Below are 12,896 nucleotides of genomic sequence, written 5' to 3'. Positions count from 1 at the left end.
GTGAAACAATCCTACTTTCCGATGCAGAAGCTCGCGAAGATCTCGCCCAGCACGTCCTCGACCCCGATCCGCCCGACCAGCGAATCCACCGCCCGGATGGCCTGCCGTATCTGCTCAGCGATCAACTCTGCCACGTCCTCGGGCATATATAGCAGCTCGGTCGCGGAGTCCAAAGCCGTCACTGCCCGCACCAACGCCTCGCCATGGCGGAGCCGAACAGCCGTCTGGGTCGCGCCAAGTCGGTCGGACAATTCCCGTTGAATTTCGGCCAGCAGCGCATCGACCCCCTCGCCCGTCCGCCCGGAAACCCGCAGGCCACCGCCGCCCGGCTGAAGATCGGCCTTGGGTGCGACCAGGATATCCCCGGCCTGCAACGAAATTCCCAGATCTTCGCCCCCAAGAAACAGTCGCAGGTCCGCCGCCTCGGCCCGTTCCCGCGCGCGCGTCACCCCGATTGCCTCGATGACATCCTCGGTTTCCCGCAGCCCAGCGGTATCAAGGAGTGTCACCGGCAGGCCACCCAGATCCATGCGAACCTCGATCACATCCCGCGTCGTACCGGCGAATTCCGAGGTAATCGCCGCCTCGCGTCCCGCCAACCGGTTCAAGAGCGTCGATTTTCCCACGTTGGGGGCGCCGACGATGGCGACCTCGAATCCGTGCCGCAGCCGCTCTGCTGTGCCGATCCCGGCAATCTCGGCAGAAAAGTCGGCGATCAGCCGCTGAACCAGCGCCGCAACCTCGGGCCAGATATCCTGCGGGATCTCCTCGTCGGCAAAATCGATCCCCGCCTCGACAAGAGCCGCCGCCCGCAGCAGCCGCGCGCGCCAATCCTCGACGCGCTTGCCAAGATCCCCCTCGAACAGCCGCATCGCCTGACGCCGCTGCGCCTCGGTTTCTGCCTCGATCAGATCGGCCAGTCCTTCGACCCGCGCCAGATCGAGCCGCTCGTTTTCCAGCGCCCGCCGAGTGAACTCCCCCGCCTCTGCCGGCCGCAAGCCGTCGATTCGCGACAATGCCGCGAGCAGACGGTTCACAACCGCAACGCTGCCATGGGTCTGAAATTCCACCACTGGATCGCCGGTAAAGCTGCTGCCAGACTCGAACACCAGAACCAGCGCCTCGTCGATCAGCTCCCCGCCCTCGTGCAGCCGGCACAGGCTGGCCAGACGCGGGCGCGGCAAACGTCCGGCCAGCGCCTCGCACGCGGTCCAGGCGGCCGGACCCGATACACGCACGACGGCTACCCCGGCACGGCCAGGCGCCGTTGCCAGGGCGAAAATCGTGTCCATAACGGTCTCCGGGGTACTCTGACGTCGATCAGGTATTCATCGAATCGAAGAAATCGGCGTTGCTCTTTGTCTGCTTCAGCTTGGAAATCAGGAACTCGATCGCATCCGTCGTCCCCATCGGATTCAGGATCCGTCGCAGCACGAAGGTCTTTTGCAGATCGCCCTTGTCGACCAGCAACTCTTCCTTCCGCGTGCCAGACTTCAGGATATCCATGGCCGGGAACACGCGCTTGTCGGCGACCTTGCGGTCGAGCACGATCTCGGAGTTGCCGGTGCCCTTGAATTCCTCGAAGATCACTTCGTCCATGCGGCTGCCGGTGTCGATCAGCGCCGTCGCGATGATGGTCAGCGATCCGCCCTCCTCGATATTCCGGGCCGCACCGAAGAAGCGCTTGGGACGCTGCAGCGCGTTCGCATCGACGCCGCCGGTCAGGACCTTGCCCGAAGATGGCACCACAGTGTTGTAAGCTCTACCAAGTCTTGTGATCGAATCGAGAAGGATCACAACATCTCGTTTATGCTCGACCAGCCGCTTGGCCTTTTCGATCACCATCTCGCTGACCGCAACGTGCCGTGTGGCCGGCTCGTCGAAGGTCGAGGAAATCACCTCGCCCTTCACGCTGCGCTGCATGTCGGTGACTTCCTCGGGCCGCTCGTCGATCAGCAGGACGATCAGATAGCATTCCGGGTGGTTCTTCTCGATCGAATTGGCGATGTTTTGCAGCAGCACGGTCTTGCCGGTCCGCGGCGGTGCCACGATCAGGCTCCGCTGTCCCTTGCCGATCGGCGCCACCAGGTCGATGATCCGGGCGGACCGATCGCGGATCGTGGGGTCTTCGATCTCCATCGTCATCCGTTCGTCGGGATAGAGCGGCGTCAGGTTGTCGAAGTTGATCTTGTGACGTGCGCGCTCCGGCGATTCGAAGTTGATCGTCGTCACCTTCGTCATGCAGAAATATCGCTCGTTCTCGCGCGGCGCCTGGATCACCCCATCGACGGTGTCGCCGGTGCGCAGCGAGTGCTGGCGGATCATGTCGGGCGACAGATAGATGTCGTCGGGACCGGGCAGATAATTCGCCTCAGGCGAGCGCAGAAATCCGAACCCGTCCTGCATGACCTCCAGAACACCATCGCCGGAGATCTCCCAACCGTCCTCGGCGCGCTCCTTGAGGATGGAGAACATCATGTCCCCCTTGCGCATCGTCGAGGCGTTGTCGATCTCAAGCTCTTCGGCCATCGCCAGAAGGTCAGCGGGAGTTTTGGCTTTCAGATCGGACAGGGTAAGCGAGAATTCGGGCATCAGGGGAATAGTCCTCGGCCGTGGTCCGGCCATTGGTATATGTCTTGGAGAGTCCTGGCAGGATAGCCATTAGCCGCCCATCTAGGCAGGACGAACGACGAAGTCAATGGCCTGCGCTTTGGCGCGCTTCAGAACCGCAGGATCACCGAGAAAACGATGATGATCATCAGCACCGTCGGCAGCTCGTTCATCCACCGATAGGTCCGGCCCGAGACCCGGAAATCTCCGCGCACGAAGTCCTTGCGTCGCATCGCCAGCCACATGTGAAACCAGGTCATCGCCAGCACCGCCGCAGCCTTGGTCCAGGGCCAGAGCGAGCTCCAGTCGACGATGCCGGGTGTGAAGACCAGCGCCAATCCAAAGACCCAGGTCGCGATCATCGACGGATTCATGATCAATTTCAGAAGCTTGAGTTCCATCATCTGGAACGTCGCGTCGATCTCTGTGCCAGCCGTCGTCTGCTCGGAGTGATGCACGTAAAGCCGTGGCAGATAGAACAACCCCGCCATCCAGGAAATCACCGAGATGACGTGCAGCGACTTTGACCAGAGGTAAGTGTCCGCCAGAAAGTCGCTAAGCATCGTTTTCATCCTTCGTGTTGCCGCCCCCTCTATAGAAACAAGGATAGAAAGAAAAAAGGTTGTTGTTGTTGTAGGCCCTGTGGCTATGTGGATTGCGATATTCTCCACAACTTTGTTCAACGTCTGCGTGTCTGCGCGGCCCCTCTGCGGATCTTTGGATAGTTTCGGTAAATAATAATATTATCAAATACTTGTAAGTCACCAAATCCTGGGGATAACCGAAAGACAGCCGTTCCGGTCGGCGGGATAAGCCAACTTGTTCCACCCCCGCGAACAACGATCTCCACCCTGTATCAACGGCTTCGGAATCTGCGGTTGTTCACCGCAAGTCGCCGTGCTGGCAATTCTGTCCCATTCGGGCCACAAGATCTCCGCCGCCCATACCGGGGTTTTCCACAGGGATCCGCACATGACCGCACCGACCGCGCCACCGCTCGTCCTGGCCTCGGGGTCCGAGGTTCGTGCCCGGCTGCTGCGCAACGCCGGTCTGCTTTTCGAGGTCCAGTCGGCGCGGGTCGACGAGGAAGCGCTGCGTCAGGCGGCCGAGGCCGAAGCGATACCGCCGCGTGACGTCGCCGACCATCTGGCAGAGCTGAAGGCAGCGCGGGTGGCGGCAAAACGGCCCGAGGCGCTTGTCCTTGGTTGCGATCAGATCCTCGACATCGACGGTCGCATCCTGACCAAGCCCGAAACCCCCGCGGCCGCGCGCGACCAGCTTGCCGAACTCTCCGGGCGCAGCCACACCCTGCACTCCGCCGCCGTCCTCCATGCCGGCGGGCGTGCGGTCTGGCGCCATGTCGCCCGCGCCCGCCTGACCATGCGCCCGCTTTCCGAGGGCTATATCGACAGCTATGTGGCGCGAAACTGGCCCGCGATCGGTGCCTGCGTCGGCGCCTATATGCTCGAGGCCGAGGGCGTGCGACTCTTCACCCGGATCGACGGCGATTTCTTCACCGTTCTGGGGCTTCCGCTGCTGCCTCTTCTGGATCATCTTGCCGCCATGGGAATGATTGAGACATGAATGACAGGATCCCCCTCGCGGGCGTTATCGGATCGCCGGTGGCGCATTCGCTGTCGCCGCGGCTCCACGGCCACTGGCTGCGCACCTACGGGCTGCGCGGCCATTACGTTCCGCTCGACGTGGCCGAGGCCGATCTGGGCGAGGTGTTGGGTGCCCTGCCCCGCATGGGGTTCGTCGGCGCCAATGTCACCATTCCCCACAAGGAATCCGTGCTGGCATATGCCGATCACGTCACCGACCGCGCGGCGCTGGCCGGCGCGGCCAACACATTGATCTTTCAGCCGGACGGCCGGATTCACGCCGACAATACAGACGGCTACGGCTTTCTGGCCAACCTGCGCCAGAATGCGCCCGACTGGGATCCGGCCGCGGGCCCCGCGGTCGTCTTCGGCGCAGGCGGCGGGGCCCGTGCCGTGATCACCAGCCTGCTCGACGCCGGGGTGCCCGAGATCCGTCTGGCCAATCGCACCCGGCCACGGGCCGAGGCGCTGCGGGTCGAGTTCGGGCCGCGGATCACGGTTCACGACTGGGCCCGCGCGGCCGAAATGCTGCCCGGCGCCCGTACTGTCGTGAACACGACTTCGCTTGGCATGACCGGCAAGGCCGAGTTCCGGGTGCCGCTCGACCGGCTCGAAGCCGCCGCGGTGGTCACCGACCTCGTCTACACCCCGCTCCGGACCACGCTGCTGCAAGCCGCCGAGGCCCGCGGCTGCCGCACCGTCGACGGCCTCGGGATGCTGCTGCATCAGGCAGTGCCGGCGTTCGAGCGCTGGTTCGGGCACAGGCCCGAGGTCGACGACACCCTGCGCACCGCGATCCTGGGGTCATGACCGGGCGTCCGTTCCTGATCGGTCTGACCGGCTCCATCGGCATGGGAAAGTCGACGACCGCGGCCATGTTCGCCGAAGAAGGCGTGCCGGTCTGGGATGCCGACGAAGCGGTCCACCGGCTCTATGCCCGGGGCGGTGCGGCCGTCGGCCCGATCGGCGCGCTGCACCCCGACGCGATCCTGGACGGTGCGGTCAGCCGCGACGCGCTCAAGGCCTGGATTGCCCGGGATCCGGCGGCGTTGCGCCGGATCGAGCGTGTGGTTCACCCGTTGGTGGCGCAAGATCGCGCCGCTTTCGTTGCCGCGGCGACCGCGCCGATCCTGCTGCTCGACATCCCGCTGCTGTTCGAAACCGGCGCCGAGGCGGACATGGACATGACCGTCGTCGTATCGGCGCCGCGCGCCGAGCAGCAGCGCCGCGTGCTCGACCGTCCGGGCATGACCTCCCATCAGTTCCGGCGCATCCTCGAAAGTCAGCTTCCCGACGAGGAAAAACGCCTGCGCGCCGACGAGATCATCGAAACCTCGACCCTTGACGGCGCCCGTGCCCAGGTTCGGGCCCTTCTGGAAAGGCTGCGCAAGGTTCATGCGTGAAATCGTGCTCGACACCGAAACCACCGGGCTCGACCCGTTCGACGGCCACCGCATTGTCGAGATCGGCGGTGTCGAGCTCGACAACCACGTGCCAACCGGCCGCACCTATCACCAGTACATAAACCCGCAGCGCGACATGCCGACCGAGGCGTTCGATGTCCACGGGCTCAGCACCGAATTTCTGGCCGACAAGCCGGTGTTTCGCTCCATCGCGGCCGACTTTCTTGCCTTCGTCAACGATGCACGGCTGGTGATCCACAATGCGAGCTTCGACATGAAGTTCCTGAATGCCGAACTCGAGTGGGCAGGCCAGCCGCGGCTGCCGATGGAGCGTGCGCTCGATACCCTCGCGATCGCGCGAAAACGCTTTCCGGGCTCGCCCGCCTCGCTCGACGCGCTCTGCCGCCGCTTCGGCATCGACAGTTCTTCCCGCACCCTGCACGGCGCTCTGCTCGACAGCGAGATCCTGGCAGAGGTCTATCTTGAACTGATCGGTGGCCGGCAGCCCGATTTCGCGCTTGGCGCCTCCGCGGCGAATGCAGGCAGCAACGGTCAGGCGGCCTGGCGCCCCCGGCCTCGCCCGGCCCCGCTGCCTCCGCGTCTGACCGAGGACGAACGCGCAGCGCACGACCGCCTGCTCGACCGCCTCGGACCCGCGGCCGTCTGGCGCAGGTTTTTGCGCTAGCGGGGAACCGGGGTCCCCCGCGGGCTTCTTCTTGGCTGAAATACCTCGGGGGCGCCGCGGCGTGCCGCGGCGGGGGCAGCGCCCCCGACCCCCTTGCCGTCATGGACTGCGCTCCGGGTCGCTGCGCAGCCACCCGGAAACGCCCTTTCTCAGGCGTCGGCCTTCTTCAGCTTGTCGGCTTCGGCGCGGCGCACCAGTTCCTGACGGTAGAGCGCCAGGAAATCGACGTTGTCGAGGTTCAGCGGCGGGAAGCCGCCGTCGCGGGTCATGTCGCTGACGATCCGGCGCACGAAGGGGAACAGCATCCGCGGGCATTCGATCAGAAGGAAGGGGTGAAGCTGCTCTTCGGGGACGTTTTCGATCACGAAGATGCCCGCATATTCAAGTTCCAGCAGGAACAGCGGCGCCTTGTCGGCCTTGTTGCGGCTCTCGACCTTGAACTTCGTGATCACTTCGTACTGGTTGTCCGCCGGCCGCTTGCGCGCATCGAGGTTCACCTGAACCTGAATGTCGGGCGAAACCTCGCCCTGCGCACCCTTCTGGGCGACGACGTTCTCGAAGGAGAGATCGCGGATGTATTGTCCGAGGACCTGCATCTTCACGGATTGAGGTTCCTGGGCGGCGCCGTTTTCGTTTTGGGTATCGGACATGTCTTTACTCCTTGGACCGTGAGTTTCGTGAGATCTGGCGTGTATCTTGCCCGCGGCTTAGCAAAGCCCGGGTCGCGCCTCAATCCCGCGTCCAGCCGGATGGCCCATTCGTGCGGCGCGCCTCGGGGTCGATTTCCTGAAAATCCCCCTCGATCACGTCGCCGGCGTCCCCGGGCCGCTCTGTGGTTCGGGTCTGCCAGGTGGTGCCGGTGGCCATGGTGGTGCGAACCACGATCTGAGACCGCAAACGGCGAAAGACCGTTTCACGCACCTTGGGGATGAGCAAAAGAAATCCGAGCGTGTCGGTAAAAAACCCCGGCGTCACCAGAAGCGCACCGGCAAACAACACCATCGCCCCATGCGCCAGCGGTTCGGTCGGATCGCGCATGTCGTTGAAGGTTTCCATAAGCTGGCGCATCACGCCCCGGCCCTGCTGTCGTATCAGCCAGGTTCCCAGAATCGCCGTAAAAACAACGATCAACAGAACCCAGCCCAGCCCGATCAACTGGCCCACCTGAATGAACAGCATGATCTCGACCAGCGGGATGACCAGAAACAGGGCAAACAGCGGCATGGATTTCCTCCGGTTTATTCCTCAAACCGCAAAGGCGGTGCGAGTGGACTTGTCTTGGCGCGTCGCCTACATAGGTATGAACGCGTTGGTTTACCAACCCCAGCGTTTCTAGAAGAGGACCATATGAGTGCTGCCGTGATCCAGTTGCTGGTATTGGCCGGAATAGCGATATTCCTGATTTTGCGGCTCCGCTCCGTACTTGGAACCCGTGAAGGCTTCGAAAAGCCGCAGGTGCCTGACGAGTCGGTCATCGGCCGGCAGGTGTCCGATCGTCCGGATTTCGAGGTGATCGAGGGCGGCCCTGACCATGACATCACCGATCATGTGGCCGAAGGCAGCGATGCGGCCATTGCGCTCGCGCAGATGAAGCGGGTCGAGCCCGGCTTTAGCGTCGGCGACTTCCTGCAAGGCTCGCGCGGTGCCTACGAGATGATCCTCATGGCCTTCGAACACGGCGATCTCGATCCCGTTGCACCGTTCCTTGCTCCGGATGTCCACGATGCCTTCGCCGCCGGCATTGCCCACCGCCGCCAGCAGGGATTGTCGGTGACGGCGAATTTCGTCGGCGTGCGCGAACTGACGCTTGTCGATGCGACCTTCGATCCCGCCACCGATATCGGCGAGATCACGGTGCGGTTCCTCGGCGAGCTTACCTCGATCGTGCGCGATGCCACCGGCACCGTGCTCGAGGGCAGCGACACCGAAATCAAGCGCCAGAAGGATGTCTGGAGCTTTGCCCGCAAGATGGGCACCGGCGACCCGAACTGGCAGCTCGTCGCCACGGTCGAATAGTCCGCTCATGTCACGGTTGCCTCGGGCGCACCTGGTGGTCGCGTTTTGGGCCTTTGCCGTCTTGGGGATGCCTGCGCGTGCCGCGCCCTCTGCCACGATGCTGTCGTTTCAGGATCTGGCGGGCTGGGCCGAAAGCGATCAAGGCGCCGCTCTGTCGGTCTTCCTGACCACCTGCGGGATCCCGCGTGACCCCGAGGGACGGGCGCTGTGCCGGATCGCCCGCGATCAGGCCCTGCCGAACCGCACCGCGCGCGCCTTCTTCGAGACATTCTTTCGTCCGGTGCTGATCGGTGGCGAGGATGCGGCACGCTTCACCGGATATTTCGAACCCGAACTTGCCGGTGCCCTCGCCCCCGACGACCGATACCGCTTTCCGGTCTATGCCCTGCCCCCCGATCTGCCGACCGACGGCCAGGGCCCGACCCGGGCCGAGATCGATGGCGGTGCGCTGGCGGACCGGGGGCTCGAAATCGCCTGGGTCGACGACCCGGTCGATCTGTTTTTCCTCCAGATCCAGGGGTCGGGACGGATCCACCTGCCGGACGGCAATGTGCTGCGGCTGGGCTTTGCCGGCCACAACGGGCATCCCTATCAATCGGTCGGCGAAGAGCTGGTGCGACGCGGTGTGTTTCAACCGCACGAGGCATCGGCCGCAATGATCCGGTCCTGGGTCCGCGACAATCCGGATGAAGGGCGCGAACTGTTGCAACACAACGCGTCCTACGTGTTTTTCCGTATGATCGAGGGCCTACCGTCCCGTGCCGGTCCGATTGGCGCCATGAACCGTTCGCTGACGCCGCGGCGCTCGATCGCCGTCGATCCCGCCTATGTGCCGCTTGGCGCACCGGTCTGGGTGGAAAAGGCCGGCGATGCGCCGTTCGAACGGCTGATGATCGCCCAGGACACCGGATCGGCCATCAAGGGGCCGCAGCGGGCGGATATCTTCTTTGGGACCGGAAACGCTGCCGGCCGGCAGGCGGGGCGGGTTCGCGACGGCGGCCGGATGGTGGTTCTGTTGCCGATCCAGCGCGCCTATGCGATGGCTGAGGGGAATTGACGTACTGCCCGGACCCTGACCCATGTCAAAAAAGCACCCGCCAAGACTGAGCGAGGACGACCTCGCGATCTGGCGCAGGGTCGCGGGGACGGCGAACCCGATAAAACCCGAGGCGCGCGCGCTCAGCACCGAACAGACGCCGCTGCAGACCCAGTCGACAATCGAGATGCCGTCCAGGGACGCACCGCCGCGGACCCCCGATCCGCTGCGAATCGCACCCTTCTCGCTCGGCGAGGCGGTGCGCTATGATCACTCGAAGGGCCACGACATCCTGCCGACGCTTGAAGCACGGCTTGCCGCGCAGCCGTTGCGGATGGACCGAAAGACCTTTCAGCGGATGAAACGCGGCAAGCTTTCGCCGGAACGCACGCTCGACCTGCACGGGATGACCCTGGCGCAGGCCCATCCCGCGCTGATCCGTTTCATCCTGCGCGCCCATGGCGAGCGGCTTCGGCTTGTCGCCGTCGTCACCGGCAAGGGCAAGCTGCGCGACGATGACGGCCCGATCCCGACCCCGCGCGGGGTGCTGCGCCACCATGTGCCGGGCTGGCTGCAGGCGCCGCCGCTCGGCGGTGTGGTGCTGCAGCTGACAGACGCCCACCAGAGCCATGGCGGCGGCGGCGCCTATTACGTCTATCTGAGGCGGAACGGATAATCCGGGCAGGACAGCGCGCTGTGCCGAGCGTCGCAGGGGGCGCTGCCCCCGGTCGCGGCAAGCCGCGACCTCCCCCGGGATATTTCGGAACAGAAGAAGCCGGGGCCCGGCCGCAGGCGCCGCGCGGTCGTCAGGCGAGCGCCATCGTCCGCAGCGGCAGCATCGGTGCTGCCCGCCGGATCGCCGCGGCGGCAAGCGCGGCTGCCGCCAGAAAATAGACCGCGATTGCGCCGAGCTGCAGCTCGAACGCGACGCCCGCGTCGATCAGAACCCCGGTCAGGATCGGCCCCAGCGCCGAGCCCATGACCATCAGCGCCGTCGCCAGCGCCTTGATCGCGCCGAGATGCGCGGTGCCATAGAATTCGGCCCAGAAGGCATTGGGCAGCGTCGAATTGGCGCCGCTGGTCACGCCGACCAGCATCAGGCCAAGGGCCAGCGCCGGTACGTTCCCTGCTGCCGCGATCAGCGCAAAGCCTGCCGCGATCGGCAGCAGCAGGAATGGGATCAGCGGCGCGGTCCCGAGCCTGTCGAGCGCGATGCCGCTCAGCACCATCGAGCCGACACCGGCCAGAGAGTAGAGCGGGAACAGGGCCACCAGCGACAGATGCGCAATGTCCTTGATGCCGGCCAGATGCACCTGCTGGAAGAACAGCGCGGTGATAAAGGCGGGCGGGCCGAGGATCAGCGGCGCCATCGCCCAGAACAGCCAGTGGTGCAGGACATCGCCGCGGCGCCAGTGCCGCCCGCCCATGCCGGGCGCGGGATTGGCGGCAATGTCGTCCTGCGGCGTCCGTTCGCGGCGCAGCAGCCCCAACAACAGCGGCAGCACCAGCAGGATGCAGACTGCCGCCACCGCCCACAGCGCCCGCCAGCCGGTCAGCCCCATCAGCGCCACGAAGCCGAGCGGCATCAGCGCCTCGCCAAGCGAGATCCCGAGAACCGCGACCGCCAGCGCCTTGCCGCGGTTGGCGACGAACCATCGGCCCATTGCCACCACGGCGACATGCACGGTCATGCCCTGCCCGGCAAGCCGCAGCGCGAACAGCACCGGCGCCAGCAGCCATACCGACGGCACCAGGGCCATCGCGAGGCAGGCAAGCGCGAAGGCGGGCAGCACCACCATCGCCAGCACCCGCACCCGGTAGCGGTCGGTCAGACCGCCCGCCCAAAGCATCACCATTGCCGAAACGAAAGTCGCGGCCGAATAGATCGCCCCCCAGCCGCCATGGCTCAGCCCGAATTCCGCGCGGATCGCGCCGGCGAACACGGAAATGAAATAGGTCTGGCCAAAGCTCGAGATCAGCGCCAGCAGGAAGCCGGCCGCAAGCCATCGGGCATTGTCGCGAAGAAACTCCAACATGCCCGATGCTATTGCACCGCAATCGCGGGCCGTCCAGCGATAGCCCATGTGCCGCAGCGGCGGCAGAACCGGTGCTCGCGCGGCCGGGGACAGAGCGGGCAGGCGTTATCTGCGATGGGGCGCAAACAGGCAGGGCCTGCCTCGCGGCTGTCCTCCGCCTGCCTCAACCCCTAAAGCACATAGCGGCTCAGATCGGCCGAGGCGGCGAGCGCCCCGAGGTTTTTCTCGACGAAGGCAGCATCGACCGTCACCGCCTCGCCGCCTCGGTCGGGCGCGGTAAAGCTCAGTTCCTCGAACACCCGCTCCATCACGGTATAAAGCCGCCGTGCGCCGATGTTCTCGACCGACAGGTTGACCTCGGCCGCGATCCGCGCAAGTGCCGCGATCCCGTCGCGGGTGAAGTCGACCGTCACCTGTTCGGTCCCCATCAGCGCGGTGTATTGCAGCGTCAGCGCATTGTCGGTCTCGGTCAGGATCCGTACGAAATCCTCTTCGGTCAGGGCGCGCAGCTCGACCCGGATCGGCAGCCGCCCCTGAAGTTCGGGCAGCAGGTCCGAAGGCTTGGCGATGTGGAACGCACCCGAGGCGATGAACAGGATATGGTCGGTGCGGACCGGGCCGTGCTTTGTCGATACCGTCGTGCCCTCGATCAGCGGCAGCAGATCGCGCTGCACGCCCTCGCGGCTGACGTCGCCGCCGCGGGCCTCGGCCCGGGCGCAGACCTTGTCGATCTCGTCGATGAAGACGATGCCGTTTTCCTGCACCGACTCGAGCGCCTGCTTGGTCACGGCATCGTCGTCCAGAAGCTTGTCGGCCTCGTCGCGCAGCAGCACGTCATAGCTGTCGGCGACGGTCATGCGCCGCCGCACGGTGCGGCCGCCAAAGGCCTTGCCGAAGATGCTGCCCAGATCCATCGCGCCCATGTTCATGCCGGGTTGGCCGGGGACGTCGAACATCGGCATCGCGGGGCCGCTGTCGGCAAGCTCGAGCTCGATCACCGTGTCGTCAAGCTCGCCGCGCTTCAGCTTGCCGCGGAACATCTCGCGGGTCTGTTCGCGGGCGTCCTTGCCGGCGACCGCCTCGAGCACCCGATCCTCGGCGTTCTGGCGGGCCTTGGCGGTCACGTCCTCGCGCATCAGGTCGCGGGTCTGCTGGATCGCCGCATCGACCAGATCGCGAATGATCTGTTCGACGTCGCGGCCGACATAGCCGACTTCGGTGAACTTGGTCGCCTCGACCTTGATGAAGGGCGCGCGGGCGAGTTTCGCGAGCCTGCGGCTGATCTCGGTCTTGCCGACGCCGGTGGGGCCGATCATCAGGATGTTCTTGGGATAGACCTCTTCGCGCAGGTCGGGGTCAAGCTGCTTGCGCCGCCAGCGGTTGCGCAGCGCGACGGCCACGGCGCGCTTGGCGTCCTTCTGGCCGATGATGTAGCGGTCGAGTTCCGAGACGATCTCGCGGGGGGTCAGGTCGGTCATGTCTTCTCGCCTTTGGGGCCAACGTCCC

Annotated in this window: 14 protein-coding genes; 7 read left to right on the top strand and 7 right to left on the bottom strand. The window is 65.2% G+C overall.

The window, feature by feature from the left end; translation table 11 throughout:
• Window positions 1–11 precede the first annotated feature (11 nt).
• The 3 genes from mnmE to hemJ form a co-directional block, all read right to left on the bottom strand.
• Complete coding sequence (mnmE, locus tag DQG17_RS10880) at window positions 12–1,292, bottom strand: tRNA uridine-5-carboxymethylaminomethyl(34) synthesis GTPase MnmE (RefSeq protein WP_116132865.1); 1,281 nt, start codon at window positions 1,290–1,292, stop codon at window positions 12–14.
• 28 nt (window positions 1,293–1,320) lie between these two features.
• Window positions 1,321–2,592 carry a transcription termination factor Rho gene (gene rho / locus DQG17_RS10875; RefSeq protein WP_116132864.1) on the bottom strand — a complete coding sequence of 424 codons (1,272 nt, stop codon included), beginning with the start codon at window positions 2,590–2,592 and terminating at the stop codon, window positions 1,321–1,323.
• Window positions 2,593–2,720: 128 nt separating this feature from the next.
• Window positions 2,721–3,182 carry a protoporphyrinogen oxidase HemJ gene (gene hemJ, locus DQG17_RS10870; protein WP_116132863.1) on the bottom strand — a complete coding sequence of 154 codons (462 nt, stop codon included), beginning with the start codon at window positions 3,180–3,182 and terminating at the stop codon, window positions 2,721–2,723.
• 400 nt (window positions 3,183–3,582) lie between these two features.
• Between hemJ and DQG17_RS10865 the strand changes: the two genes are divergently transcribed.
• The 4 genes from DQG17_RS10865 to dnaQ are packed head-to-tail and all read left to right on the top strand — an operon-like array spanning window position 3,583 to window position 6,302.
• Window positions 3,583–4,194: a nucleoside triphosphate pyrophosphatase gene (locus DQG17_RS10865; RefSeq protein ID WP_116132862.1), complete on the top strand. Its 612-nt coding sequence runs from the start codon at window positions 3,583–3,585 to the stop codon at window positions 4,192–4,194.
• The gene (locus tag DQG17_RS10860; protein WP_116132861.1) at window positions 4,191–5,024 is read left to right on the top strand and encodes a shikimate dehydrogenase; all 834 of its coding nucleotides are present in this window, start codon (window positions 4,191–4,193) and stop codon (window positions 5,022–5,024) included. Before DQG17_RS10865 ends, DQG17_RS10860 begins: the two co-directional genes overlap by 4 nt.
• The gene (gene coaE / locus DQG17_RS10855; protein ID WP_116132860.1) at window positions 5,021–5,617 is read left to right on the top strand and encodes a dephospho-CoA kinase; all 597 of its coding nucleotides are present in this window, start codon (window positions 5,021–5,023) and stop codon (window positions 5,615–5,617) included. The genes DQG17_RS10860 and coaE overlap by 4 nt, the downstream gene beginning before the upstream one ends.
• Window positions 5,610–6,302 (top strand): DNA polymerase III subunit epsilon, encoded by a 693-nt coding sequence (dnaQ, locus tag DQG17_RS10850; protein WP_116132859.1) that lies wholly within the window; start codon window positions 5,610–5,612, stop codon window positions 6,300–6,302. Before coaE ends, dnaQ begins: the two co-directional genes overlap by 8 nt.
• A 149-nt stretch (window positions 6,303–6,451) precedes the next feature.
• Here the strand turns inward: dnaQ and secB are convergent, their stop codons facing one another.
• Together secB and DQG17_RS10840 are read right to left on the bottom strand one after the other, a co-directional pair.
• Window positions 6,452–6,952, bottom strand: coding sequence for a protein-export chaperone SecB (gene secB, locus DQG17_RS10845; RefSeq protein WP_116132858.1), 501 nt, complete (start codon window positions 6,950–6,952; stop codon window positions 6,452–6,454).
• A gap of 79 nt (window positions 6,953–7,031) precedes the next feature.
• Entirely contained in the window at window positions 7,032–7,526 is a 495-nt protein-coding gene (locus DQG17_RS10840; protein WP_116132857.1) for an FxsA family protein, read from the bottom strand.
• Between the two features lie 123 nt (window positions 7,527–7,649).
• On the opposite strand from DQG17_RS10840, the gene DQG17_RS10835 reads away from it, so the two are divergent.
• The 3 genes from DQG17_RS10835 to DQG17_RS10825 are packed head-to-tail and all read left to right on the top strand — an operon-like array spanning window position 7,650 to window position 10,030.
• Window positions 7,650–8,318 carry a Tim44/TimA family putative adaptor protein gene (locus tag DQG17_RS10835; protein WP_116132856.1) on the top strand — a complete coding sequence of 223 codons (669 nt, stop codon included), beginning with the start codon at window positions 7,650–7,652 and terminating at the stop codon, window positions 8,316–8,318.
• Between the two features lie 7 nt (window positions 8,319–8,325).
• Window positions 8,326–9,375, top strand: a complete 1,050-nt coding sequence (locus DQG17_RS10830) for an MltA domain-containing protein (RefSeq protein WP_116132855.1) — start codon at window positions 8,326–8,328, stop codon at window positions 9,373–9,375.
• A gap of 22 nt (window positions 9,376–9,397) precedes the next feature.
• Entirely contained in the window at window positions 9,398–10,030 is a 633-nt protein-coding gene (locus DQG17_RS10825; RefSeq protein WP_116132854.1) for a Smr/MutS family protein, read from the top strand.
• A gap of 130 nt (window positions 10,031–10,160) precedes the next feature.
• On the opposite strand, the gene DQG17_RS10820 is transcribed toward DQG17_RS10825, so the two are convergent.
• Window positions 10,161–11,390, bottom strand: a complete 1,230-nt coding sequence (locus tag DQG17_RS10820) for an MFS transporter (RefSeq protein ID WP_116132853.1) — start codon at window positions 11,388–11,390, stop codon at window positions 10,161–10,163.
• Between the two features lie 170 nt (window positions 11,391–11,560).
• Window positions 11,561–12,868 carry an ATP-dependent protease ATPase subunit HslU gene (gene hslU / locus DQG17_RS10815; protein ID WP_116132852.1) on the bottom strand — a complete coding sequence of 436 codons (1,308 nt, stop codon included), beginning with the start codon at window positions 12,866–12,868 and terminating at the stop codon, window positions 11,561–11,563.
• Window positions 12,869–12,896: the final 28 nt, after the last annotated feature.

The organism is Tropicimonas sp. IMCC34043, assembly GCF_003390845.1.
In the GTDB taxonomy this organism is placed as follows: Bacteria; Pseudomonadota; Alphaproteobacteria; order Rhodobacterales; family Rhodobacteraceae; genus Tropicimonas.
Note: the sequence above shows the minus strand (reverse complement) of the source record. Positions and strands in the feature narration are given on the sequence as shown.